General features: G+C 44.8%; 25 protein-coding genes. 7 read left to right on the forward strand and 18 right to left on the reverse strand.

The genetic code is table 11. From position 1 onward, the window contains the following. The first annotated feature begins 49 nt into the window (after positions 1-49). Entirely contained in the window at positions 50-241 is a 192-nt protein-coding gene (locus BM613_RS01300; protein ID WP_109429349.1) for a hypothetical protein, read from the forward strand. A 78-nt stretch (positions 242-319) separates the two neighbouring features. Here the strand turns inward: BM613_RS01300 and BM613_RS01305 are convergent, their stop codons facing one another. Then, positions 320-649, reverse strand: coding sequence for an SCP2 sterol-binding domain-containing protein (locus BM613_RS01305; protein ID WP_245926207.1), 330 nt, complete (start codon positions 647-649; stop codon positions 320-322). A 151-nt stretch (positions 650-800) separates the two neighbouring features. On the opposite strand from BM613_RS01305, the gene BM613_RS01310 reads away from it, so the two are divergent. After that, positions 801-1,667, forward strand: coding sequence for an arginase family protein (locus BM613_RS01310; protein ID WP_181362813.1), 867 nt, complete (start codon positions 801-803; stop codon positions 1,665-1,667). A gap of 59 nt (positions 1,668-1,726) precedes the next feature. On the opposite strand, the gene BM613_RS01315 is transcribed toward BM613_RS01310, so the two are convergent. The 4 genes from BM613_RS01315 to BM613_RS01330 form a co-directional block, all read right to left on the reverse strand. Beyond that, on the reverse strand, positions 1,727-3,103 hold the full coding sequence (locus tag BM613_RS01315) for a class II fumarate hydratase (RefSeq protein ID WP_219930609.1): 1,377 nt from the start codon (positions 3,101-3,103) through the stop codon (positions 1,727-1,729). Between the two features lie 5 nt (positions 3,104-3,108). Then, positions 3,109-4,443 (reverse strand): GH1 family beta-glucosidase, encoded by a 1,335-nt coding sequence (locus BM613_RS01320; protein WP_219930610.1) that lies wholly within the window; start codon positions 4,441-4,443, stop codon positions 3,109-3,111. A 78-nt stretch (positions 4,444-4,521) separates the two neighbouring features. After that, a complete protein-coding gene (locus BM613_RS01325) occupies positions 4,522-5,793 on the reverse strand; it encodes a D-alanyl-D-alanine carboxypeptidase family protein (RefSeq protein WP_146192742.1) in 1,272 nt (423 codons plus the stop codon). Between the two features lie 214 nt (positions 5,794-6,007). Continuing rightward, positions 6,008-6,307, reverse strand: coding sequence for a hypothetical protein (locus BM613_RS01330; protein ID WP_109429354.1), 300 nt, complete (start codon positions 6,305-6,307; stop codon positions 6,008-6,010). A 105-nt stretch (positions 6,308-6,412) separates the two neighbouring features. Between BM613_RS01330 and BM613_RS01335 the strand changes: the two genes are divergently transcribed. Next, positions 6,413-7,399: an NAD(P)H-quinone oxidoreductase gene (locus BM613_RS01335; RefSeq protein WP_109429355.1), complete on the forward strand. Its 987-nt coding sequence runs from the start codon at positions 6,413-6,415 to the stop codon at positions 7,397-7,399. 32 nt (positions 7,400-7,431) lie between these two features. Here BM613_RS01335 and BM613_RS01340 read toward each other — a convergent pair whose 3' ends face one another. Next, on the reverse strand, positions 7,432-8,061 hold the full coding sequence (locus tag BM613_RS01340) for a histidine phosphatase family protein (RefSeq protein WP_109429356.1): 630 nt from the start codon (positions 8,059-8,061) through the stop codon (positions 7,432-7,434). Positions 8,062-8,230: 169 nt separating this feature from the next. Between BM613_RS01340 and BM613_RS01345 the strand changes: the two genes are divergently transcribed. Next, positions 8,231-9,166 carry a PhzF family phenazine biosynthesis protein gene (locus BM613_RS01345; RefSeq protein ID WP_109429357.1) on the forward strand — a complete coding sequence of 312 codons (936 nt, stop codon included), beginning with the start codon at positions 8,231-8,233 and terminating at the stop codon, positions 9,164-9,166. 101 nt (positions 9,167-9,267) lie between these two features. Then, complete coding sequence (locus BM613_RS01350; RefSeq protein ID WP_181362814.1) at positions 9,268-10,437, forward strand: C40 family peptidase; 1,170 nt, start codon at positions 9,268-9,270, stop codon at positions 10,435-10,437. Positions 10,438-10,504: 67 nt separating this feature from the next. On the opposite strand, the gene BM613_RS01355 is transcribed toward BM613_RS01350, so the two are convergent. After that, positions 10,505-11,281, reverse strand: coding sequence for an IclR family transcriptional regulator (locus tag BM613_RS01355; protein ID WP_109429359.1), 777 nt, complete (start codon positions 11,279-11,281; stop codon positions 10,505-10,507). A gap of 184 nt (positions 11,282-11,465) precedes the next feature. Here BM613_RS01355 and fdhF point away from each other — a divergent pair, with 184 nt between their 5' ends. Together fdhF and BM613_RS01365 are read left to right on the forward strand one after the other, a co-directional pair. Beyond that, positions 11,466-14,453: a formate dehydrogenase subunit alpha gene (gene fdhF / locus BM613_RS01360; RefSeq protein WP_109429360.1), complete on the forward strand. Its 2,988-nt coding sequence runs from the start codon at positions 11,466-11,468 to the stop codon at positions 14,451-14,453. Beyond that, positions 14,426-14,935, forward strand: a complete 510-nt coding sequence (locus tag BM613_RS01365) for a helical membrane plugin domain-containing protein (protein ID WP_109429361.1) — start codon at positions 14,426-14,428, stop codon at positions 14,933-14,935. Before fdhF ends, BM613_RS01365 begins: the two co-directional genes overlap by 28 nt. 88 nt (positions 14,936-15,023) lie before the next feature. Here the strand turns inward: BM613_RS01365 and tpx are convergent, their stop codons facing one another. The 11 genes from tpx to dxs form a co-directional block, all read right to left on the reverse strand. After that, on the reverse strand, positions 15,024-15,533 hold the full coding sequence (tpx, locus tag BM613_RS01370; RefSeq protein WP_109429362.1) for a thiol peroxidase: 510 nt from the start codon (positions 15,531-15,533) through the stop codon (positions 15,024-15,026). Positions 15,534-15,643: 110 nt separating this feature from the next. Then, positions 15,644-16,465, reverse strand: coding sequence for a hydroxyethylthiazole kinase (gene thiM / locus BM613_RS01375; protein WP_109429363.1), 822 nt, complete (start codon positions 16,463-16,465; stop codon positions 15,644-15,646). A 68-nt stretch (positions 16,466-16,533) separates the two neighbouring features. Then, on the reverse strand, positions 16,534-17,478 hold the full coding sequence (locus tag BM613_RS01380) for a DMT family transporter (RefSeq protein WP_109429364.1): 945 nt from the start codon (positions 17,476-17,478) through the stop codon (positions 16,534-16,536). 70 nt (positions 17,479-17,548) lie between these two features. Next, positions 17,549-18,403 (reverse strand): sporulation transcription factor Spo0A, encoded by an 855-nt coding sequence (gene spo0A / locus BM613_RS01385; protein WP_109429365.1) that lies wholly within the window; start codon positions 18,401-18,403, stop codon positions 17,549-17,551. 161 nt (positions 18,404-18,564) lie between these two features. After that, entirely contained in the window at positions 18,565-19,779 is a 1,215-nt protein-coding gene (gene spoIVB, locus BM613_RS01390; RefSeq protein WP_245926192.1) for a SpoIVB peptidase, read from the reverse strand. A gap of 144 nt (positions 19,780-19,923) precedes the next feature. After that, the gene (gene recN, locus BM613_RS01395) at positions 19,924-21,621 is read right to left on the reverse strand and encodes a DNA repair protein RecN (RefSeq protein ID WP_109429366.1); all 1,698 of its coding nucleotides are present in this window, start codon (positions 21,619-21,621) and stop codon (positions 19,924-19,926) included. Between the two features lie 12 nt (positions 21,622-21,633). Then, positions 21,634-22,083: a transcriptional regulator AhrC/ArgR gene (gene ahrC, locus BM613_RS01400; protein ID WP_109429367.1), complete on the reverse strand. Its 450-nt coding sequence runs from the start codon at positions 22,081-22,083 to the stop codon at positions 21,634-21,636. A 13-nt stretch (positions 22,084-22,096) separates the two neighbouring features. Then, entirely contained in the window at positions 22,097-22,951 is an 855-nt protein-coding gene (locus BM613_RS01405; RefSeq protein ID WP_109429368.1) for an NAD(+)/NADH kinase, read from the reverse strand. Positions 22,952-22,964: 13 nt separating this feature from the next. Further along, positions 22,965-23,474: a hypothetical protein gene (locus tag BM613_RS01410; protein ID WP_109429369.1), complete on the reverse strand. Its 510-nt coding sequence runs from the start codon at positions 23,472-23,474 to the stop codon at positions 22,965-22,967. Positions 23,475-23,543: 69 nt separating this feature from the next. Continuing rightward, positions 23,544-24,344, reverse strand: a complete 801-nt coding sequence (locus tag BM613_RS01415; RefSeq protein ID WP_109429370.1) for a TlyA family RNA methyltransferase — start codon at positions 24,342-24,344, stop codon at positions 23,544-23,546. After that, positions 24,344-26,233 (reverse strand): 1-deoxy-D-xylulose-5-phosphate synthase, encoded by a 1,890-nt coding sequence (dxs, locus tag BM613_RS01420; protein ID WP_109429371.1) that lies wholly within the window; start codon positions 26,231-26,233, stop codon positions 24,344-24,346. The genes BM613_RS01415 and dxs overlap by 1 nt, the downstream gene beginning before the upstream one ends. Between the last annotated feature and the right edge of the window lie 139 nt (positions 26,234-26,372).

Genomic DNA, 26,372 nt, shown 5'->3' on the forward strand with positions numbered 1-26,372 from the left:
TTTCATCCTCAAAATTATACCACATCTATGGAGGGGGGCAGCAAACGCGATGACTATGGAATCGAAGGTTACAGCGCAATTTTTCCCCGAAGGAAGCACAGATGCGCAATCGCCTCATGAAGACATCGCAGAAGGCATTGACCGAATGGCCGACGAGGGCGGTGGTGTGGTTGACCAAAATTTCCCAGCTGGTGCCCCCATTCTTAGAAACGACCTCGTTCGCCCAGGATCACTGAATTAAGGAATTTGGCGCAACGAGAGTGGGGCACACGTCCCCACTCAGTTGCGTACCACTTACTTTACAGGTTTCTATAACCAGCTACATATTTTCAGGTTTTTTAAACATTCCCAAGAACTTTTGAACCAGAAAAGGATCGCCCTGAATTTTAATTTTTCCTGTCATAAACGCCGCAACTGGATTGCCTTGACCAAGTGCAATTTTGACAAACTCATCTGCATCCATAGTAACTGTCGCATTCACTCCATCTTGAACACCTTCATCCACAGACAGAATCCCATCTTTTACAGCAAGTGTCCATGCACCACCGTCATCGCCATGAAGTACATAAGTCACTTTCGCTTGCATACCTATCGCAGCATCTTTTATAAAATTCTCCTTCATTCCAGAAAAGATATCTCGCGCAGTCACTGTATTCAACAAAATTCCTCCTTCATCCATTCAGGGCTATAAAGGTAAGCTCTCCACAAGCTGAAAGCATATGCATACCGGTGCGGGGGACACTAATTTTACTGAATCCGTATTGTCCTTTACCCACGCAAATCTGAAAGGAGGGCATACTATGACATTTACGGTAGGAATTTTAGGCGTCCCGCTAAGTGTTTTTAATCCAAACGATGCTTCAAAACCACTTGATCAATTGACAGAAACGCCGCGTGCACTACGCGCAGGTGGGTTACTTGAAGTGATTCGCAACACGGGTGCAACAGTAAAAGATTTCGGCGATGTGAAGTTGACTTACAACAAAAATGCGAAGACATTTGACGAGTTAAAAAATGCGTTTTCTGCAATTGCCACAGCAACAGAACGTGCCGCTAGAGCTAGTGATTTTCTTCTTGTATTAGGTGGCGGTTGTACTTTAGCAACCGGAACCCTACGTGCCTTACACAAAGTATACCCCCATCTTCACCTGTTATGGTTTGATAGCCACGCAGATTTTGAAACCCCAGAATCCACGCATTCTCATTATCTAGGCGGCATGTCTCTGGCTCATGTCGTCGGAGCCGCAGGTGATCCGCCAATTCTAAAAGGTGAACAAGTCACTCTTTTATCCGGACGAGCTGCCAATTGGGCAGAAATTTCTACCATGCGCGAATTTGGTGTAAAACACTGCCCACCTGAGAATATGACAGAATGGCTACAAACAGAATTGCCCCCTGTCGATTTATACATTCATTTCGATGTCGATGTGCTGGAACTGTCCTCGATGCCAGCCGTGGACATACCCTATTTACCGGGTGTAAAAAAAGCAGAGATGGTAACCGCACTCAAGATAATCGCCGCATCAAAAAAACTGCGAGGCCTAGAACTCACTGTCTATAACCCATATCGCGATGTGTCCGATATTGGGTTAACAACCATTTTGCAGTTGGTTGAAACTTGTGTGAAAGAACTCGTTACACAACAAGTGGTTCCTGCCCATTCGTAAACAAAGTCAGAATCAGGGCGAGATCTTCCTGATTCTGACGAATGAGTGTAATGCACCTATTATTCAAGTGCACGAGGGCCGATAAGCCAACTTTTAGGAATCAATTGACCCATTACTTCATATAGGTCGTCACGTTGTGGAACCTTATGTAGAATTTGTTCTCCTGTTTGGTTCGCGTGATGGACGAGTGCAGCCACACGATCATATCCGAAACGCGGCGCCAAAACTGTTGCTACAGAAGCGTTATGCAGCAATAACTGTTCACAACGTTCACGATGAACCTCGATCCCTGTGACAAGGCGACGCGAAAAATTAACGGCGCCACGCGATAAAATATTGGCAGAGTCTAATAAACGATCTGCCAAAAGAGGCCACATCGTATGGAGTTCAAAATTACTATATTGAGAAGCCGTTACAACAGTCGAGTCATTTCCGATGATTTGAACACAAACCATAAGTAGCGATTCTGCGATGACTGGATTCACTTTCCCTGGCATAATCGAGCTTCCGGGCTGCACAGCAGGTAATTGCAATTCTCCGATTCCAGCCATTGGTCCAGAGGCCATCCACCGTATGTCATTTGCAATTTTAATAAGCACCGTCGCAACTTGTCTAAATGCACCCGAAGCATCAAGTAACACATCTGGACTCGCTTGCGCAGCTATATGATTCTCTGTCTCACGCAAACTTAATCCTGTATACTCCGAAAGCTTAGCGATTGCTTTGATGGAAAAATCAGGATGCGTATTTACGCCTGTCCCAACTGCTGTCCCCCCAAGCGCAAGTGCACCTAGATCCTTTGCTGCTTGTGACAATCGACCAATGGCCTTATCTACTTGCCACGCATATCCAGAAAATTCTTGTCCCAACGAAATTGGCACCGCATCCTGTAGATGCGTGCGGCCAGATTTCAAAATATCCTGAAAAGCTGAGGCCTTTTGCGCTAAGGCTGCACGTAATTCAAGAAGTGCAGGAATGACTTGACGCTCAATTTCAGCTTTAACTGCGACGTGAGTAGCCGAGGGGATCACATCATTACTTGATTGTCCGCGGTTTACATCATCATTAGGATGCACAATCACACCATAAGAAGAATGCGCGAGATGTGCAATGACCTCATTGGCATTCATGTTAGTGCTCGTTCCAGAACCTGTTTGATAAACATCCACAACAAAATGGGAATCAAATTCCCCATCCGCTACTCGTTTTGCTGCTGAACTTATCGCATCTGCTACTTGTGTATTGAGCAGCCCTAATTCACGATTTGCCTCTGCCGCAGCACGTTTTATACAGCCAAGAGCCCACGTAAAAGAACGCGGTAAAGTGCGCCCACTAATTGGAAAGTTAAGTGCCGCTCGAGCTGTCGAAGCGCCATAAAGTGCTGCGCTTGGCACTTGTATTTCTCCCATCGAATCCCGCTCTATGCGATACTCCAACGTATTTATGCCTCCCTTGTACTATGAGCGACAATAAAATCGCGCAACCAGTAGGCACTCGCTTTCGGTATTCTCCTCATTGTTGCAAAATCTACATACACAATCCCAAAACGCTTGCTATACCCGAATCCCCACTCAAAATTATCGAGCAAGGACCATACGTAATATCCGCGCAAATCAACCCCTTGTTCCAATGCACGCTCGCACATTTGCAAATGTCCTTGCAAAAAAGCAATGCGTTGAGTATCATTCACTTTTTCTCCATCTAATTGATCAGCAAATGCCGCACCATTTTCCGTGATATAAATAGGAATAAGTGGATATTCCTTGTGGATGCGCATCAGAATATCATAAAGCCCATTTGGATCAATCGACCACCCCATATCGGTAAGTGGTTCACGAGGAGGAACGACGTCAGCTAGCAAAGGGTGTAGTCCAGCAGTAACAACGGTTGGAAAATAGTAGTTGACACCGAGGAAATTTAATTGCTGTCGGGCCATTGTTTGCAAATCTGCAGCATTCAAAAAAGAAAGGTCAAATACCGATCCATAAACGTCCAGAACTTCTTTTGGGTATCTTCCTTTACAAGCGGCATCCAAGAAAAATTGATTTATTACGCGATCATGAGTAATGGCTGTTGCTTGTTCCTCTGGATCTGATGGATACACAGGGGATAAATTGAGTGCAATTCCAATGTCTACAGTACGATTGACTGCGCGAATTGCTTCTACAGCATAGGCATGGGCGGCCATGAGATGGTGTGCGACAGTTACAGTTTCAAGTAGATCCGAGTGTCCAGGCGCGTGGTTTCCAGTGAGATACCCTTCATAAGCAACAACCGATGGTTCATTGATTGTGAGAAAACGATGTACCGTTCCAGCAAATTCACGAACAACCTGTTGCGCATACTCTGCAAAATAAAACATAGTATCCCGTTGCAGCCAACCACCTTGATTCTCCAGAGCATATGGAAGATCCCAATGATACAAAGTGACTAGCGGAGTGATCTCGTGACGTAACAACTCTTCGACCAGGCGACGGTAATAATCCATCCCTTTTGAATTTAGCTTTCCTTTCCCTTCTGGAAAAATGCGCGGCCAAGAAATTGAAAAGCGATAACTATGCAATCCCAACTCTTTGAGCAAACGCACATCTTCGTGATAACGATGGTACTGATCACATGCTTTGTCTCCCGTATGTCCTTGAAAAGTCTTACCCTGACTATGAGCAAATACATCCCAAATGGAGGGTTTGCGCCCGTCTTCACTTACCGCTCCTTCTACTTGATATGCAGCCGTAGCTGCTCCAAACAAAAAAGCGCTTGGAAACCTCTGCCCCACGCTCACACCCCCGGCCTTATGCCACGCAAATTGCACGGTCAGAACAGGTGTGATTGCAAAACCTGTTCTGATCCGCTTTTACACGTACCTATGCACTTTATCGCCAATCCATGTGACGAGCTTTCTCGCATTTTTATGTGCTGAAGCAAGGACAGAGCGCCACACTTTTTCAATCAAATTTGCTTTTGGATCGCTTTTTAGTGCATATAAAGGAACCTGCTGTACAATGTGACCATTGACGATAATATTTTCTACCGCCACTTTCTGCCCTGCTAAAACAGGCGCTGAACGCACATTTGGAGTCACCGTATAAGAGATGGATTGCTTTGCTCCCTTTTCCACATCGACAAAAACGTTTTTCTTAGGAGCGACACTCAACACAGAATCTGCGGCATCGGTGATTTGCAGTTGCGTTGCAATCGGCTGATTCGCAGTTTGAAACCTTTTCGCGTTAAATTGGGAAAAACCATATCCTAACAGCCCTTCTGTATCTTGAAACACGTTTGCAAAAGAACTTGCATCAAGCACTACACTGATTAACTGCGTATTGCCACGTTTTGCTGTTCCGACAAAACAGTATCCAGCTTCATTCGTTGATCCAGTTTTTAGCCCATCTAACCCATTAAATTGCCCCAATAATTGATCGTAATTCGTCCCGTACTGTCCTGGATGAATATACATACCGGGTTCAGACGCATACTTCAACACAATTGGATAGTGCAAAACGAGATAGCGCGACAAAATCGCTACATCGTGCGCATTGGTATACATGTTTGGATTTTGCAGTCCCGAAGCATTTGTATAGTGAGTCCCCGTCAATCCAAGTGCCTTAGCCTTTTCATTCATGAGCTTGGCAAATTCAGATTGTGAACCCGCAATCGCATCTGCAACAGCGACAGCCGCATCGTCTGCAGATACTACATACATATATTCCAGCATTTTGCTCAATGTAATATGTTCTGCTGGATTTAAATATGCGACAGATAAACCAGGCGTCTGTGCGACTTTATACGCCGATTGACTCACCGGAATGATCGAATGAAGGGTAAGTTGTCCTCGCTTTACTAAATCTAGTGCAATCAACGAGGTCATTAATTTTGCAAGCGAAGCAGGATAGTGTTTTTGCAATACATTTTTTGCGTATAACACTTGTCCCGTTTGTGCGTCAATCAATTCAGCTGCTGGCGCCGAGATTGGCACCGCATTTGTATTAAAATTTGCGGTAATTGGTTGTGCAGGTTGCGCCGCTACCGCTTTTTCTGTTCCGGTGTCAGCCAGTGCAACGACCGCGCCCGATAACAACACGATGACGGCCGCCCCAATAATCAAGGAGCGTTTTACTGTTCCCACGCCTAGCCCTCCTGTATATCCTCCGATCTCTTTGACAGATCGAACTGTTCGTGACTCATTATACACGAACGCCTTTTTCTGTGAGGCGTAAATAAATACAAATGAAATTTATTCCTTTACTGCATGGATATCCTCAGCTCCCCGCTCCTGAAGCGCAGATTGTACTTGATCTACCTGTTCCGCAGTGCAGGTGACAATCAGAAAGTGATGCAGATCACGATGATGCACTGCATCCGGAATGAGCTTCTAGCCAATCTGCCAATACGCGACCTTGCATCGCACCATCAAGAGGTCCTCCTAAAAACAACACCCCAAATCCTGGGACAACAGCAGAAACAGCAGCCGCCAATCCGCCAATGACACCTAGGGAATCCTGTAGCCACGTTCCATGCCAATGTTCATGAGGGGTTGATGTGCTTAATGAGACGTTCCCCTGAAATTGTTTTTCTAAATCTGCTGCTGCTTTTTCTGCACTTTCATGTGTTTGGAATCTCCCAATCACGTGATACTTCATCTGAAAACTCCTCACTTTCTTGAATCGGCATTTGCCTCTATCTATTTTGCGCGATAATGTAAAAACAGTACAGTCATTTCTTTCGATCGTGAGGTGCTTCCATTGATGAAAGCCGTTTGGATAACAGAACCAGGTTCACCCGATGTATTACAAGTCAGAGAGTGTGAATCGCCGCGCTTACTAAAAGGACACGTAAGAGTACAAATCAAAGCCACTGCGCTAAATCGCGCGGACTTATTACAAAGACAAGGTCTTTATCCACCACCGCCAGGCGAAACGGAAATTTTAGGACTTGAAATGTCAGGTGTCGTTGTGGAAACCGCAAATGATGTCACTGGATTTCTCCCAGGTGAACGTGTCTGTGCACTTCTTCCTGGTGGCGGATACGCGCAAGAAGTCGTTGTTCCAGCTCCGATGCTCGCAAAAATTCCAGATTCATTATCTTTTGAAGAAGCAGCGGCCATTCCCGAAGCATTTCTTACAGCGTATTCTAATTTAGTCTGGCTCGGACAGATTAACCCTGCCCATACGGTACTGATTCACGCAGGGGCAAGCGGCGTTGGCACGGCTGCCATTCAATTAGTTCGAGAGTTTGGCGCTACCCCCATTGTCACAGCTGGTTCAGTCAAAAAACGAGAAGTTTGCATGAAACTAGGCGCTGCACTCGCAATTGACTATCATGCTGGCCCTTTTGCCCCACCAGTTCTAGAATGGACAAAGAAACAAGGCGTAAACTTGATCTTTGATTTTATTGGTTCCCCTTATTTTGAACAAAACTTACAAACACTGGCGATTGACGGTCGACTCATCGTGATTGGGACGATGGGGGGAACTCTCGTTGACCGCTTCGATCTCAGTCTATTGCTACGTCGGCGCCTTCAAGTGATCGGAACCGCTTTACGCTCGCGCACGAAAGAACAAAAAGCACAGCTCACAGCGGAATTTTGGGATTTTGCGTTTGACCGTTTTGCTGACGGCCGCTTGCGTCCTCTAGTTGATCGTATCTACCCGCTTGAACACGTTGCAGAGGCACACCGATATATGGAAAGCAACTTGAATATCGGAAAAATCGTCCTTAGAGTGTCTGCTTGATCTTGATAGAAAGACTAGTCATCTGGTAAAAGTTAGTGGAGATCTAAATCGCTTGTCAGTGAGCCTAAGATCTCCCCTTTTACTTTGCGCAAATGATCAATTACATTGAACGACTCAATCTCCCAGCCTAATTCAGGGTGAAAATGTAATGTATTAAGACAGACATTTTGCAAAGCTGTTTTCCCCGTCCCTATTTCGCCATTAGACAATTCCGCAAGCACTGCATTGATCACCGCTCCGTGAGAGACTGCAATTACTCGCTTTGCCTTGTATCTCATAACAAGCAATTGAAGAGCTGCCATCGCTCGATCTTTCACTTGATCGTGTGTTTCAATACCAACTAAACGCCCTTCCGTTTGTGCGAGCCTAAATTGTTCAGGCGTAAATCCTGTTCCGTTGCCTACATCGCGTTCGGCAAGCTGTTCTATTGTTTCAACTTCTCCTAAGTGAAGGTGTTGCGCGATAATTTGCGCTGTTTCTTTTGCTCGACCAAGTGGGCTTGTCACAATTTGATCCCAATGAAATGCAGATAAGTAAATTGCACTTTGCAAAGCTTGCTCTCGCCCACGATCATTTAAGGGAACGTCGGTACGCCCTTGAAAGCGCCGCAAAACATTCCAGTCTGTCTCTCCATGGCGCATAAGACAAATCGTCGTTTTCAAACACCTTCCCCCCTAACGCAATTTATCGTAGCTAAAAACACAAGACCCGACAATGACTTTTTAAAAGATGGTCTCGGCACACAAATAGACGCCCTCTTGTTCGCTCGCTGTACAACTCGTTATGATAACTTGCAGCAAGAGTTTAAAATCTACTTGAGGAGGAACATGCATGACTGATTTTTGGATCGTCGATGTCTTTTCAGTCGAGCGTTATTCAGGAAATCAACTCGCTGTATTTTTACATGGACAAAACTATAGCACAGAACAAATGCAAGCTTTAGCACGAGAAATGCACTTTTCCGAAACTACTTTTATCATGCAATCTAGCGAACAGATTTTGCGGCAGAAAACAGTGAGTCCAATTGTGCCAGTGCGTATTTTCACTCCTGCAGCTGAGATTCCATTTGCTGGCCACCCTACTCTTGGAACTGCGTTTGTCATTCAACAAATGATTCTACAACGTACAGTTGAAACACTTTCTCTGCAAGTTTCTGCAGGCATTATTCCTGTACAGTTCACTTATCGCAATGGGTACCCCCAATTGTTGACCATGACCCAAAACCAACCACAGTTCGGAGAAATGGTAGATGTTTCAGAGATGGCGCGTTGTCTCGGGCTCACATCTGATGCATTCGACCAACAATATCCAATACAAGTTGTCTCAACTGGACTCCCTTTTGTCATTGTCGCTTTAAAACATTTAAAAGACGTACAAAAAGCTTGGGTACAACTCGAAGAATGGCATTCACTTAGCCCGAGACTTGGATCTGATGTAAATATCTTAATTTTTACAAAAGAGACGTTACAGGCTGAGAATGATTTACATGTTCGCGTTTTTGTCCCCGAATTTGGCGTCTCTGAAGATCCTGCGACGGGCAGCGCAAATGGATGCCTCTGTGCATTCTTATTAAAATATGGACTCCATGAGCCAACTCACGGAGGCGATCTTTCCTTTACCTTACGCAGCGAGCAAGGGTATGCGATAAAGCGTCCCTCCCTCCTTCACTTGCAAGGAAATCTGCACGCAGGAAATTATCAAATTAAAATTGGAGGAGCCGTACATTTTGTCGCACGCGCAGAATTGCTCGGATCTTGTCAAATATAAAACCTCGTTGTCACTTCTTGCAGGAATTTTAAAACCTGTGTCGAAGTAGAGTATCAGTTGTTAAGAAGTTTGATATCGAGGGGTTATGTCATTTGAAGCGGATGAGTAAGCGAAATGTCAGATGGTTGATTGGTGTTGCGGCTTCACTTATTTTAGTGAGTGCACCACTTGATCCTACATATGCAGAATCGCTTTCGCAAGAGCAACAAACCATGGCGCAATTACAAGCAGAAGTAACTCAGACAGATCATGAAATGACGTTTGCCAAGTCACAGACAGTAAGTATCCAAACGGAAATTTCACATTATGAACAGTCTTTATCTACCTTAAAAAGTGCGTTAGCAGAAAATCTCAGCCAGATGCGAGTGACAGAAAAACACATCACAGAGTTAGATCACAGCATCGCTGTTGATCAAAAACAGCTAAGTACTTATAAAGAAAGTTTGCGCGCACAAATACGCGTCATGTATGAAAATGGTCGCGTTTCCTACCTCTCCGTATTACTCGAGTCTTCGAATTGGGAGGATTTCCTTAGCCGACTTTACATGCTCGTCACAATCGCAAAAGCAGATCAACACTTACTTCATGAAGTAGCATCACTTAAACAGCAACTCGTAGTTAAGCGCCAAGCTCAGCAACTAGACTACGATCTTTTAATCCGCAAACACACCGAATATGAAGCAATGAAACAAGCCGATCTTCTAATGGAAGAGCAAAAAAACCACATGCTCGCTCAGTTGAATCAAAAAATCCAATCTGATGCAGCAAAACATGGTTTGTTGGAGAGTCAAATTCAGTTGACACAAAGCCAGATTCAAAAGATCGAGCTAGAAACAGAACAAGCACAATCGCTCGTACAAAATGTCTCTTATATTCAACAGACGGAGAAAAATTTACCTACCGTCAATGTGCAAAGTCTTTTGCAATATGCGGAATCATTTATGGGAACTCCTTATGTGTGGGGAGGGACTAGCCCATCAGGATTTGACTGTTCCGGATTTACGCAGTATGTCTTTGCTCATTTTGGCGTCGATATTTTACGGACCTCTGAGCAACAGTTTGCCGAAGGGCTATCTGTTCCAGAAAATCAACTTACTCCAGGTGATCTTGTATTTTTTAGCACTTACGCGCCAGGAGCAACCCATGTAGGGATTTACATTGGAAACAATCTCATGGTTGACGCACAGGATTATGGAGTAAGCATTGATAATATTACAAACTCCTATTGGGGACCCAAATATATTGGTGCTCGCCAGATATTAGCAAATTAACAACAAAACATCGTAGAGCCATTCCTACTGCTTATTCGCACAGGAATGGCTCTACTTTTCTCAAAACCTAAAGAAAAGAGGATGGTCGATCTCCTAAGCGCAAAGAAATTTCTTTTGCAGTTTGCCTCACGATCGGTGCCAACTCTTTGAGACGGGTCAAAGCCATGCGATGATTTGGACCCGATACGCTACAAGCCGCTACGACTTTGTGATTATTATCGTAAATAGGACTTGCCACACAGCAAATTCCTAGCTCATTTTCCTCAATGTCAAAAGCATACCCCTGCTCTCGTACTTCGGCCAGTATTGCCATCAATTGATGCCGATCGGTGATCGTCTTTGGTGTTACAGCTGGTAATCCATAAAGATGAATCAACTGCTCGACCTCACGATCTTCAAAAGCTGCCAAGATCGCTTTACCAAGGCCCACCGCATGTACGGGAACGCGCTTGCCCACGCGTGAATGCATTCTCACTGTTTGATTGCTTTCCACCTTATCGATATAAACAATATCACCATGATCTAAAACCCCAAGGTGCACAACCTCGTTTGTTTGATGCGCTAATTCTTGCAACAATGGGGCAGCTTCTTTTCGCAAATCCAGTGAAGAAAGCATCTTCATCCCAAGATCCAGCAGCTTATACCCTAATTTATATTTCCCAGAATGTACATCTTGCTGGATATACCCACGCTTCATTAAGGTGCCTAGCAGACGATGAACCGTACTTTTATACATATCAACTTGCTCGGCTAGTTCCGTTATGCCAATCCCTTCAGGATATAAGCTCACAACATCAAGAAGCAAACACGCCTTCTCCACAGACTTGACTGTATAATCTTCCATTGAACCATTCTCCCAAACTCATCTATTGCCGTAAATCTACCACTAATTAAAAACATCTTGCAAATAGTTCTTTTCACTTTATCTGCAAATACATGTTTGAATCTGTAGAATTTGTTGCACTCTAAGGGAAGAAAACAATGCACATCTTCAATGATATAGAAAGGGACGAGGAGGTTACGATTTAATGGCTGAGCGCCAAACATGGCAAATTACACTCGATCAGCTCCCTGTTTCGGCAAAAGAACGACAAACTATCTTAGAAGTTGCTTTAGAACACCATATCGACATTCCACATATTTGTTACCATGAAACGCTTGGGCCAATTCAAACGTGTGATACTTGCATTGTAGAAGTGAATGGCGAACTTGTACGAGCCTGTGACACATTTGTCCAACCGCACATGGAAGTGCACATCACACAAAAACAAGCACACGCTGCACGTATCGAAGCAATGGATCGAATTTTACACAACCATGAACTATACTGCACAGTATGTGACAATAACAACGGAAACTGTGTGGTCCACAATACCACAGAACAACTCCAAGTAGAACATCAAAAGTATCCATTTAACGAAAAACCCTATCAAGAGGATCATTCTAATCCATTTTACCGATATGATCCCGATCAGTGTATCCTCTGCGGTCGATGTGTTGAAGCATGTCAAAATATTCAAGTCACAGAGACACTTTCGATTGCCTGGGACAGGGAGCGCCCGCGCGTCATTTGGGATGACGATGTCCCTATCGACATGTCCTCTTGTGTCTCTTGCGGCCACTGTGTGACAGTGTGTCCGTGTAATGCATTGATGGAAAAGTCGATGTTAGGTGAAGCAGGCTATTTAACGGGCATAAAACCAGAGTTACTTCATCCCATGATTGAACTAACAAAAAAAATCGAACCCGGTTACGGTCCTATTTTTGCCGTTTCCAATGCGGAGTCAGCGATGCGCAAAGCACGTATCAAACGCACGAAAACCGTTTGTACATACTGTGGAGTGGGGTGTAGTTTTGACATTTGGACAAAGGATCGACAAATCCTCAAGATCGAACCAACACCAGAAGCACCAGTCAATGGAATCTCAACGTGTATCAAGGGGAAATTTGGATGGCAATTTGTCAATAGCAAGGATCGTTTAACAAAACCACTCATTCGTCGTGACGATCTATTTTATGAAGCGACGTGGGAAGAGGCACTTGATCTCATCACCACAAAGCTCACTGCCATTAAGGAACAACACGGACCAGATGCACTCGCCTTTATTGCATCATCGAAATGTACAAACGAAGAAAATTACCTTATGCAAAAATTGGCAAGGTCAGTCTTTGGCACAAATAATGTAGACAATTGTTCTCGTTATTGTCAATCTCCAGCAACCACGGGACTCTTTCGAACAGTGGGCTATGGAGGAGACTCTGGTTCGATCCACGACTTAGAAATCGCAGAATTAATCTTGATTGTTGGTGCCAACCCTGCTGAATCACATCCTGTCTTAGCAACTAAAATAAAACGCGCACATAAACTCTTTGGACAGAAACTGATTGTCGCCGACCTGCGTAAAAACGAAATGGCAAAGCGAGCTGATTTACATTTACATCCGAATCCGAGTACGGATTTGATTTGGCTGTCTGCTGTTACAAAATACATCATCGATAACGGTTGGGAGGATCGCGAATTTATTGCCAAACGAGTCAATGGTTATGCTGAATTTGTAGAGAGTTTAGAACCCTATACACTTGACTATGCCGAGAAAATGACTGGAATTCCACGTTCTCAGCTCATCCAAACGGCAAACATGATTCACGCAGCAAATGGTGTGTGCATTTTGTGGGCGATGGGTGTAACTCAACACTGTGGCGGCAGTGATACAAGCACTGCAATCTCAAACTTGCTCCTTATCACCGGAAACTATGGAAAAAAAGGAACTGGCGCTTATCCTTTACGTGGACACAACAATGTACAAGGTGCCTCTGATTTTGGGACCATGCCGGCATGGTTTCCAGGCTATCAAGAAGTGCAAAATGACGAAATCAGGGCGCGTTTTGAACGAGCATGGGGCACGCCGCTTTCTAAAGTTCCAGGATATGACAATCATCAAATGGTAGACGGAATTCACGAAGGCAAAGTGAAAGCGATGTACCTATTTGGTGAAGAAATGGCCTTTGTCGATTCAAACGCAAACCACGTGCATGCTGCTTTTGAAAAATTAGAGTTTTTTATCGTTCAGGACATCTTCTTTAGTAAAACCGCGCAATTTGCTGATGTTGTACTACCAGCTAGTCCGAGTCTTGAGAAAGAAGGGACATTTACCAATACAGAACGTCGATTGCAACGCTTCTATCAAGTTTTTGAACCACTAGGAGAATCAAAACCTGATTGGCAAATTATTATGGCGATTGCCAATCGAATGGGTGCAAACTGGACCTATCAACATCCGTCAGACATAATGGCGGAAGCGGCAAAACTTACACCCTTATTTGCTGGCGTAACTTATGAGCGGCTTGAAGGGTACGATAGTTTGCAGTGGCCTGTTGCACAAGATGGTACAGATACAAAGTTGCTCTACACCGAACGATTTCATTTTCCTGATGGCAAAGCCCAATTGTATCCCGTTGAATATACTCCCCCGATTGAATTGGCTGAGGAATATGATCTGCATTTAAACAATGGACGTTTGCTGGAGCACTTCCATGAAGGCAATATGACTTATCGTGTAGATGGGATTACCCACAAAGTCCCTTCTACATTTATCGAGATCTCTAAAGAGTTAGCTCGTGCAAGAGAGCTAAAAGATGGGGCACTTGTTCGCCTTATTTCTCCATATGGGAGAATTGAGGTACGCGTTGCTATCACAGATCGAGTCGCCGGTAAAGAGATTTATCTCCCAATGAACACGCGTGAAGATGCAGAAGCTGTGAATTATTTGACGAGTAGTTATCACGACTTAGCAACCCATACGCCAGCGTACAAAGAGATGTCTGTTCGCATGGAAATTTTAGAAAGCGCAGGCGATTCCCCTATACCCAAACACAATTGGCGTCATGCAACTGCAAAATCTCGACCCGGGGTCGAGGTCATCAAGAAGTGGCAGAGGAATGACTATATTCCATTGACGACAGCTGGTTTGCAAGGAGAGGATAAACCATGGCAAAAGCAAGCACCTCATTTCTAAAGAACACACCAACTGAAACAGAAATTCAAGCCGAAAAACTCCATGAACTCATCGCCACTCTTGCAACCCATAAGATTGCAATTGAAGAGTGGGTTGATTTTGCGCAAGTCCTTCAACAAGCTGGTTTCCTCTCTGCGATGAAAGGAATTGTGCATGCAGCGGATGCCATTACCCTTGTGCTTGTCAATCAAATGTTAAAGCCACAAAATACTCAATTTGTAAAAAATATTTTTACATTGGTCGAAACAATCGCTGCATTTGATACAAGCACTTTACAAGAAACACGCAAATGGATAGGTGAAGGGATCAAAACAGCAGAAACTGCCGCATTACATCCTCAACCGCTGAGTATGCTGGATCTCTGGAAACAACTGCGTGACCCTGAAGTAAGCCTTGCACTGCAAACGACTCTTGGTTTTTTACAAGGTTTTGGACATGCCCTCGCAGAGAGTCAATCAAGCAAATCACCGTCATCCAAATAGACTCACAATATGCAGCAGCCGCACGGATTTCAAGGATCTTTGAATCCGTGCGGCTGTATTGTTCTTCTAATCCTGCGATGCGCAATAGCTACAGCAACGCTTTTGCTGCTTGAATCGCCACATCATAATTTGGATGGTTAGTTCCTTCTGAAACGTACTCCACATACCTCACGTTCCCGCTCGCATCTAATACAAACACAGAACGTGCAAGCAGCCTTAATTCCTTCATAACAACCCCATAGGCGTGTCCAAACGACAGATCGCGATGATCTGACAAGGTAATCACATTGTCCAATCCTGCGGCTCCACACCAACGTTTTTGAGCAAAAGGAAGGTCTACGCTCACAGTAATCACCGTAATCCCATTTGCTTTGGCTGCTTCTTCATTAAAGCGGCGCGTCTGCGCATCACAAACACCCGTATCCAGTGAAGGTACGGCACTTAAAATGCGCACACCTTGAAAACGATCCAGCGTGACAGGAGATAAATCATTCGCTAACACTTGAAAATTAGGCGCCTGATCCCCTACTTTTACTTCATTTCCCACTAACGTGATGGGATTTCCCTTAAATGTAACTACTCCAGTTCGTTCGATCATTTATAAAATCCTCCCCAAACTCCCCCGACAATTCACTGCAAATGTCATTATACTAAACTTTTCGCGAACAAACTGTCGATTCAACGCGATTTAACGAATAAATCACGAACTTAATATAACTGTTCCACTCGCCCTCGAAGAACTAACGATTCCCCCTGCTGGTGATAAAGTTCGTCAAACAACTTGCTCTGCAACGTGCCTGGGCCCTTACTTGCAAGAACAGCAAGTTCACCTGCGACATTATAGCTTGTGATCGCTGCGATACTAGCTTTTGCAATTTGCGCACGCGACGCGAAACGCGGCTGCACTCCAATAAACGCACCTATTACACCTGTGAGCATACATCCTGAACCAGTGATAGAACCGAGCAACTCATCCCCATTGTGAAGAGCCCATACATGGTCACCATCTGTTACGTAATCAATTGCTCCAGTAGCGATCATCACGCAGTTTTGTACTTTTGCATACTGAAGCATTCGCTCTGTGAGATCATCACCTGCATCAATCGAATCAACCCCCTTAACAGTCCCACCAGCCCCGACTAAGTATCCAATCTCAGCAGCATTGCCGCGCACGACGGTAAGTTCATATTGATTAATCAAGCGAGTTGCAACTTCATTGCGGTACGCCGTAAATCCTACACCAACAGGATCAAATATAATCGGTACCCCTTTGCTATTCGCAGCTTTTGCGGCAATCTCCATCGCTTCAACCACTCGTTCGTCTAGGGTCCCCATATTTAATGCAAGTGCGGCCGAGACACTCGCTACATCAGCAACTTCTTCTTTCGCATAGGCCATTACTGGAGATGCGCCAATAGCCAATAATGCATTCGCTACAATATTCGTTACAACTAGGTTTGTGATATTATGCACAAGCGGACGCTGCCTGCGCACTTGTTCTTGTGCAGTTGCAATAAATTGTAAATCCATGCGATACACTCCTTTATTTTTTTAGAATCACACTTCATGTACGCACCTGTATTGGCGAACAAATTCTATTATGTAGTACGCCTATTTGCAAATAAACTGTGTAGTACCATCCCAACAAGAAGGAAACCCATTCCAGCCAACGAGAGTCCATGCGGCATAGGTTCCCCAAGAAACCAAATTCCACCTATGACTGTGAAAATCACTTCACCGGATTGTGTTGCCTCCACAGCAGCCAAATAATGGTTGTCCCCTTTTGCTTTTTCTGTCGCAGCAAAAAATATACCTGTAGCAATGACACCTGAGAATAGTGCGACAAGAAAGGTCTGAAGCACTTGTGTAAGCGATGGTCTTCCTGCAGTATAAAAACCAATAATGGATAATCCAATCCATAAAGGTAAGCTAGCAATTGTCATGCCAAGAACCCGCTCAAAAGCAGAAATTCTTCCTTCACAAAGCTCCATCATTTTTCTATTCCCAAGTGGATAAGCAAAAGCAGCGAGAAGGACTGAAAGTACTCCAGAGACGCTAGAAAGTAAACTTACATGCATAACATGTTGCCACTCCATCAAAATGATGCCAATAAAAATAACCCCTGAAAATGCTAGACTGCGTAATGGAACTCGTTTCCTCCTGCGTTCATCCTTCTCGACAAGCGGCTGGTTTTCATAAAAAAACGGAGCGAGCAGCGACCCGGCGATGATTGTAAACTGCCACGCTCCGGCAACCAGCCAAGCTGGACTATTGTTTGCTGCATAACAGAGAGGAACATAAAAAAAACCAAACCCGACAGTACTCCAAAGTATCCAACGAAGAGGATGCAGTTTCATCTCTTGCCACAACGGGTGAAGTCCTCCCTGAACATAAACGACAGGAAGTAATAAGGGAATCATAAAAAGATAACGAAGACTGGCACTCCAGATAAAACTTCCGCCCGTAACCGACATTAGACGATTCAGGAGAAAAGTAAAAGCAAAGAAGAAAGAAGCCAAAATCCCCAAAAGTATTCCTTTCATGTATAAATCTCCCGATCGTTTGTTTCCGTGCAACAGATTATATAATTCAGGTCGAGTAACATTCGTACGCCTAACTCACTTTCATCTCCATTCTCAGTTTGTCTGCGATCATCGCTATAAACTCCGAATTTGTCGGTTTTGCCTTGCTGACATTTACCGTATAGCGAAAAACTTGTGCAATGGCATCTGTGTTTCCTCTGCTCCATGCAACTTCAATCGCATGTCGAATCGCACGCTCAACCCGTGATGCAGTTGTGCCGAATTTCTCTCCGATTTTTGGATATAAAACTTTCGTCACTGAACCTAAAATTTCCACGTCATTGTACACCATTAAAATTGCTTCGCGCAGATACTGATACCCCTTAATATGAGCAGGAACACCGATTTCGTGAATAACGCCTGTGATCAATTGGTCAATCGATTTTGGTTTCGCGGAAATCGGGACAATCCGCGCATTGGTGGAGGCAAAAGAAGATGCGCTCGGATAAGAATATCCACTGCTTGAAGTACTCGCCCCTGCAGCTAAACGGGAACGCTCAATAAAGGAATCAGCCCCAACGACGTCGCGGATGCGGTCGACTAAAATCTCCATATCAAACGGCTTTAACACATAGTAGAGTGCCCCAAGATCAAGAGCACGCTTTGTTACGGCATCTTGACCAAACGCTGTCAACATGATGACGCGGGGTAACACGGGCAAATTCGTTTGTCGAAGCCGTTCTAAAACTCCGATCCCGTCTAAAACGGGCATGATAATGTCCAGTACTAAGACATCTGGTTGCTCATCTTCAACAAGTGCAAGAACTTCTTGTCCATTATAAGCAACTCCAACTACTTCCATGTCAGACTCTTCACTTAAATACTCCATCAATAACTCAGCGAACTCACGGTTATCATCCGCGATTAAAATGCGGGTTTTCTTCACCATACATCCTCCTTACTTCGACCGTTATTTAATTCGACATCCCCCCTTCACGTCCTCTCGTTTCAACAAAAATACTTTCCGACCTATTTTGACAAATTACAAGATCGAAAAAGCCGATGAACTGTATCCTCACAGTTTCATCGGCAAACAACGAAAACTTCTTATGCAATGGAATGAGATCCTTCGGAAAGCCCGCGCATCAAACGCCCAAGTTCTTTTGAATTTAGGGCGAGATGGCGCAGCATCCACTCAGCATAAACACCATACCCTTCTGTAGGGTCACTGACAAATACATGCGTAATAGCACCCACAAGCTTGCCGTCTTGAATGATCGGGCTCCCACTCATGCCCTGAACGATACCTCCTGTTTCATCCAAGAGTCTTTGATCAGTCACGCGAACGACTAATCCCTTAATGTCAGCACTCTCCTGTTTTTGTGCTTTAACAATGAGAACGTGAAAAGCTTCCACTTTTTGTCCCTTTACAACGGTTAAAATTTGCGCAGGGCCCGGGTGAACTTCATCTACACGCGCTACAGGGATAGGATTAGAGAAAAAACCATGGTCTGGTGCTGTTGCCATTACTCCAAATACACCAAATTCGGTATTTCGAATAATTGTACCGAGAATGCGATTCTCGTTGACAAATAATCCGCGCTTCTCTCCAGGTTGACCGCTCTCTCCCCGATCAATCGAAGTAACCGCTGCATGGACTATTTGACCTTTCCCATCAATTGGTTCACCAGTATCAACATCTGTGATGACATGTCCTAATGCTCCAAATCCGTGATTTGTAGGAACATAAAAAGTCAATGTTCCCACACCAGACGCCGAATCGCGAATATAAAGGCCGATTCGATAAGTTCCTGTTTCGTCATCAAAGAGAGGACGAACTTTTGCCATATAAGAATGACCTTTGCGATGATACCCCAATTGCAAAATTTGTTTATGTTCACCTGCTGCTTCCACAAACTTTGCAACCTGTTGAACACTTTTAACCGGTAACCCATTGACAGAGTCTATTACATCGCCCACATGCAAATTCGCACGCTCTCCTGGACTGATTGATTCTTTCCCCTCGCGTACCAAATGATACCCCACGACCAAAATTCCTGAAGCATGCAACTTAATGCCAATCGATTGACCACCTGGTACAACGTATACACGATGCTCTTCCGGTTTTTGCAAAGAGGAGAACAGCCAATTCCATGGCAACCCCGTTTCAAAAACCTGAGCACTAAGGCTCATAGGGGAACTTTCTTTTGTTAGACCGCGTGACATGTCAGCCGCATCCGCATGCAAAAGTGGGAATCCGCCACCTAGAAAGAAAAATGTGCCTAAAAGCGCACTCGCTACTTGCAATCTCCATCGCTTCACCCGACTTGCCCTCCCCTCGTTGAAGTGCCTCTCGTTGCTTCTATACTGCCCTTGCAGGGACAATGAAATGTTGTATAAAACATGCCACTAGCCTGCAAAGTACGGGGAAGGACACAAGCTTCGGATCATCTGGAAGATGTTCTCCTACAAAGACGGGAATGCGTTTGACCAAGTCAACATTTCAATGGCTTGTCTGCGCGTCGTTTCAGATACATTTTCTCCACCAATCATTTTTGCAATCTCCGCAATCCGTTCCTCATGTGATAATGGACGGACAAAGGTTCGCGTGCGGCCCTCTTCCATCTGCTTTGTAATGGCGAGATGATGGGTTGCCAAACAAGCCATTTGCGGTAAATGCGTGACACACAGCACTTGATTTTCTCGTCCCAAATGAGCAATTCGCTCCGCAACAGCTTGTGCCGCTCGACCGGAAATCCCTGTGTCGATCTCATCAAAAATAAGAGTTGGAACAGGGGCTGATGCATGTAAAACAGAAACAAGCGCGAGCATAACTCGTGATAACTCACCGCCAGAAGCAATTTTCGCGAGTGGTTTTACCGTCTCTCCCTGATTTGGACTAAATAAGATTTCAACGTCGTCAATTCCAGTGATGCTCGGCTTTGTCTCCGTAAATTGCAGATGCAATTGCACTTTTGGCATTAATAAATCGTCAAGCTCTTGTGCAAGTGCTTGTTCTAAAGCAAACGCCACGCGACGCCGCAGTAACGATAATCTCTGAGCCATCTCTGTAAGCGCCTGCTTTGCTTGCAAGAGGCGCTCTTGCAGATCGGAAATTGTCTCCTCATGGTGCAGCAATTTTTCATATTCGCTCTCTATCTCTTGGTAAAAAGCTAAAACATCCTGTGCAGTTTCCCCATATTTTAGAAATATCCGTTCCAAAGTTGCCAAACGGTCTTCAACTTGTTGTAAGCGTTCAGGGTCAAATTCTAATTGCGATTTGTAATGACGAACAAAATCTGCCGCTTCTGATAAGTTTACCTGAGCTGTTTGTAGATATTCCTGAAGCTCTTTGAGCTCGTCATCAAATTTTATATTATTTTCAACTATTTGATGTAAATGGTAAACCTCATCGATGATCGCTGGAATACGAGGGGAACCTTCATAAAGTTTTTCATATACTTCCTCAGCAACTGCACGCAATTTCTCACCATACTGCAATTTCTTTTGTTCAATACGCAACTCTGGCTCTTCGCCAACGCGAGGTTGAACCGCTTCAATCTCCCTCATCTGATATTGCAATAAATCCAATCGCTGAACGCGTTCTCGTTGATTTTGCTCCATGTTATGCAATTGTTTCGTATATTCAATATAGTTTATGTATGCGTCCCTATACGCCGCTTTTGCTTGTGCGAGTTCTTCACCCCCGTACGCGTCAAGCAATGCCAGGTGCTCCTCTTTACGCAGCAGCGAAATACTGTCATGTTGTCCATGTTGATGAATCAACAAACGACCCAACTCGCGCAAAAATTGAACGGTGACAATTCTGCTATTTACTCGCGCAGTCGTCTTTCCGTTTGTCGATACTTCACGACTAACAATCAGCTGTTCCTCATCAAGCTCAATGCCTTCTGCTTGACAGAGTTCATACACAGCATGCGCAAAATGCCCAGACACATCAAAAACACCCTGCACAATTCCTTTGTTTGCTCCAGTACGCACCAGTTCTCCACTCGCGCGCGACCCTAATAAAAGCCCTACAGCATCTAATAAAATGGATTTGCCTGCGCCCGTCTCCCCAGTCAAAGCAGTAAAACCAGGTTGAACTTCTAATTCTAAGCGCTCAATCAAGGCGATATTCTGCACTTGCAATGCGCGCAACACATGCTCAACCCCTTATAATAGAGACTTTATCCGCTCGACGATAAAACTTGCATTATCTTTCGAGCGCGCAATTAATAAGATCGTGTCATCCCCCGCAACTGTCCCCAGGATCTCTGGCCAATCCAGCGTATCAAACAAAACGGCAACCGCATGTGCATTCCCCGGAAGTGTGCGCATGACGACCAAATTCTCCGCAAAATCAATCGCTACAAAAACATCGTTCAATAATCTGTGCAATTTCACATCTGGTTGGTATGAAGAAGGTGCTGTAGGCAAAGAATACTTATACTTCCCATCGGCTGTTGGAGTTTTAATCAGATGCATTTCCTTGATATCGCGTGAAATCGTTGCTTGCGTCACTGCAAACCCTGCGTCACGCAGTGCATCTACGAGTTCTTCTTGCGTTTCAATCACGTTTTCCGAGATAATTTCGCGAATCTTTAAGAGACGCTGTCCTTTCAAGCGAACCGCCCTTTCAATCTCCTCTGAGTTTTTCCTGCAGTATAGAAAAAAACGCGCGTTCTTGCCATCGAATTAAAACCGTATCACAAGCTGCCTTAGAGACAATTACTTCATCGCCACTCTCTAATGGAAAGCCAACTTGTCCATCGACGGTAAGTCCAAAATCGCGATGTCGTGCAGCAACTTTTATGCGTATCTGCTGTGTAGCGCCAATTACAATTGGCCGCACAACGAGTTTATGTGCACAAATCGGAGTCACCAACATCACCTGTAGATTAGGAACAACAACCGGGCCGCCACAAGAGAGTGAGTAGGCTGTAGATCCTGTGGGCGTAGAAACAAGGACTCCATCACCAAAATATTCATCGTAAAACTGGTTGTCGACATACACACCCAATTGAATCATGCGCGCAAAAGAGCTTTTGCCAACTCCCACATCATTTAACGCGATATTTCGATGCACGCAGGTGCCATTTCTCATTACTACGGTCTCAATCATCATACGGCGTTCCAAATAAAAATCGCCATTTAGGACACGTTGCACTGATTCCTCTAAATTATCTGGTTCAGCTTCCGACAAAAAGCCGAGATGGCCGATATTGATCCCTAACATCGGGATTTCAAAACACGCAAAATGTCGTGCAGCTCCAAGTAAAGTCCCATCTCCCCCTAAAACAAAAATCAAATCGACTTTCCCGTGAAAATCACTTGTAGAAAGTGCATACTCACTCATTCCTAACGCATGTGCCGCTTCTTCCTCAATAAAAACCTGTCCACTACATGCACCTATAGCCTTTACAATTTGCTGAGTGACTTGAACGGCATTCGGTTTTGTCCGGTTAACAACCAGACCAATGATTTTAGGCATTCAACTCTTCCTTTCAACGCGAGAAAGACAACAGCCAACCGATCGATATCCCAATCGCAAGCCAGAACAATCTTGTTCGCCAACGTTTTGCGTAATACCGTCCAGGAAAGTCCAAAGAAAAGTCTACAAACTCCATCACACCTGAGTCTGGTGAAAGGAATCCGATAGGGGATTCATAAAGTGTATACAATGCGAGAAATTGTTTGCGTAACCATGCGCCACTTATGCGTTCGGGATCACGAACTGAACGCACTTTAATCGGATATTGCACGCCTTCCTTTTCCACTAAATAATCTACTACGACATATGTAACAAATTTGCGATTGCCAAAGAACGAGGCTAATTCATGAGGTATGCGTTCCCCCACAATCCGATAGCCCCGTTCCTGAAGAATCTCGCCTGCGCGAACGAAGTGATCTCGTTTTGACGTCAATTCAAATTCATGCAACGAACTACCAAGGTAACGGTTTCTAATATACAAATAAGCAACCGTCAAAAATGTGAGGATTGCAAGGACTTCCACGGGCGGCACCTCCAAAATACCTGTTCGCCGACCATCGTGTAAATTCCTTCTCCCACAGCTCGTTGTAAATTATGAAAAATCCACTTCATGTGCAACCTCTACGATCTCACTGATGGGTAGAGGATCAACAGAAAAGCTCCCTTTTTTTAGCCATAATAAAAATTCAATATTTCCATCCCCGCCACGAATCGGCGAAAAATCAAGTGCACGTGCAGTAAATCCACACCCTGCCGCCTGCTCAATCACGCGTCGCAACACCATTTCATGCACGTTCGAATCACGTACGATGCCACCTTTTGAAACATATTTTGGACCTGCTTCAAACTGTGGTTTTACCAGAGTAATGAGATCTGCATGATCTTCAAGAATCTCATGCAACTTTGGAAACAACTTTCCGATAGAAATGAAAGAAACATCCATTACGCCCACAGTGGGGCGAGGTTGAAAATGACTTGCTTCTATATAACGAAAATTGACCCGTTCCATCACTCGAACTCGTTCATCCATTCGCAGGGACCATGCGAGTTGCCCATATCCAACATCGACAGCATAAACGAGTGCAGCACCGTGTTGCAGTGCACAGTCCGTAAAACCACCTGTCGAAGCGCCTACATCCACGACCACCTTGTTCTCTACTGTAACTGCAAACGATCGTAACGCTTTCTCTAATTTTAAGCCTCCGCGACTTACATACGGATGAAGAGTTCCCTTTACAACGAGCTGTGTTTTCGCATCGATTTTCATCCCTGCTTTATCGATACGCTCTGTCTCTGTAAACACGAGTCCTGCCATTACGAGTCGCTTTGCCTGTTCCCGTGAGTTTGCAAGTCCGCGCTGCACGAGCAGCACATCAATACGTTCTTTTGACATTAGCGCCCAGCCGTTTTTCGATTTGCCCATTTTTGGCCCTGTTGCTGCTCCACGAGGCTAATCGCAATCTGTGCAATGTGTTCAGAGGTCAGACCAACTTGATGCAACAATTCTGGCCTGCTGCCGTGTTCAATAAAGCGATCTGGCAAACCAAGTGGGTATACTGTGCAACTTAACTTCTGCAATGCAAAATACTCTAACACAGCAGACCCAAGTCCTCCCTTAACTGTTCCCTCTTCGATTGTAATCATTGGCATATTACGCAGTGCCAACTCACGCAGTGCATCTTCATCGATCGGTTTTACAAAACGCATATTGACCACATGCGCCGAAATCCCGCGATCTTGAAGCATGAGGGCGGCGTTTTCAGCGATTGCCACCATCGGCCCAAGTGCCAATAAAGCCACATCTTTACCTTCGCGCAAGGTCTCTGCTTTCCCGATCGGGATTGTTTCATAAGGTACATCAAGGGGTACACCGACTCCGTCTTCACGCGGAAATCGCACCGCCACCGGCCCAGACAAAGTAAATGCCGTATATAGCATATGGCGCAATTCGCCTTCATCTTTTGGCATCATAATCGTTAGATTAGGAACTGCTCGCAAAAATGCCGCATCAAATGCACCTTGATGTGTTTCGCCATCGGGCCCAACGAGTCCGGCGCGATCTATTGCGAAAACAACAGGTAACTTTTGAATACAGATGTCGTGAATGACTTGGTCGTATGCTCTTTGCAAAAAAGTGCTGTACACTGAAAAAATCGGGCGCATCCCTGTGGTTGCAAGCCCGGCACAAAGAGTCGCGGCGTGTTGTTCCGCAATTCCAACATCAAAACAGCGATCGGGAAATTCCGTGACAAATTCATTGAGCCCAGAATTCAACATCGCCGCTGTCACAGCGACAATTCTCTCATCTTTTTTCGCTAAGTCTACGAGCGTCTTTCCAAAAACACTCGTATAAGAGGGTGCCGAAGACTTTGGTTTTACAACCGCCCCCCCTATGCTGTGCAATTTATCTGGTGCCGCCTCGGCTGATGCATAGCCTTTCCCTTTTTGCGTGACAACATGTAAAAGTACTGGACCCTCCATTTCCTTTGCTTGACTGAGCAATTGGATCACTTGTCCCACATCGTGCCCTGGTACTGGCCCAAAATACGAAAAACCTAATTCCTCAAATAAAATCCCCGGAACCATCGCATATTTCAATGTATCTTTAAGCCGTTCAGCCGTATTGGCGAGGCGCGATCCAAACGCAGGAATGCGTTTAAGCAAACTTTCAAACTCCGTTTTTAACTTTCCATAATACGGATCTGCCCGCAAACGAGTCAGATAGTGTGAAACAGCCCCAACATTCGGTGAGATTGACATCTCATTATCATTTAAAATAACAAGAAGCCGCTTCTTCAAATGCCCTGCGTGATTGAGCGCCTCAAACGCCATGCCACCTGTCATCGCTCCATCACCAATGACAGCAACGACATGGTGCGATTCTCCACGCAAGTCTCTTGCAATTGCCATGCCTAAAGCAGCTGAAATCGACGTACTTGCATGCCCTACCCCAAAAGCGTCATGAGGGCTTTCTGAGCGCTTCGGAAACCCTGCCAACCCGTGAAATTGTCGAAGGGTGGGAAATTGCTCTTTGCGTCCAGTTAAAATTTTATGGACATACGCTTGATGCCCCACATCCCAAACAATGCGATCTACAGGGGAATTAAATACATAATGAAGCGCTACTGAAAGCTCAACAACTCCCAGATTTGCGCCAAAATGTCCACCTGTCGATGTTATGCTTTGCACCAAAAAATCCCGAATCTCCTTAGAGAGCGTCTCTAACTCCGGAACTGTCAACATTTTTATATCTGCTGGATCATTCACACGCTCCAAGAACACGGTAGCGTCATCCTCTCTTCATATCGGCGCACAGTCATAGAATATTGCAGTATCATGTTGAGAAAAGTATATCATAGGCATGGCAAGGCATTCAATCTGCCATACCATGCCAAATGAACGAAAACTCAGAAATTCCTCA

This window comes from Sulfoacidibacillus thermotolerans (assembly GCF_003144315.1).
Lineage (GTDB): Bacteria > Bacillota > Bacilli > Alicyclobacillales > SLC66 > Sulfoacidibacillus > Sulfoacidibacillus thermotolerans.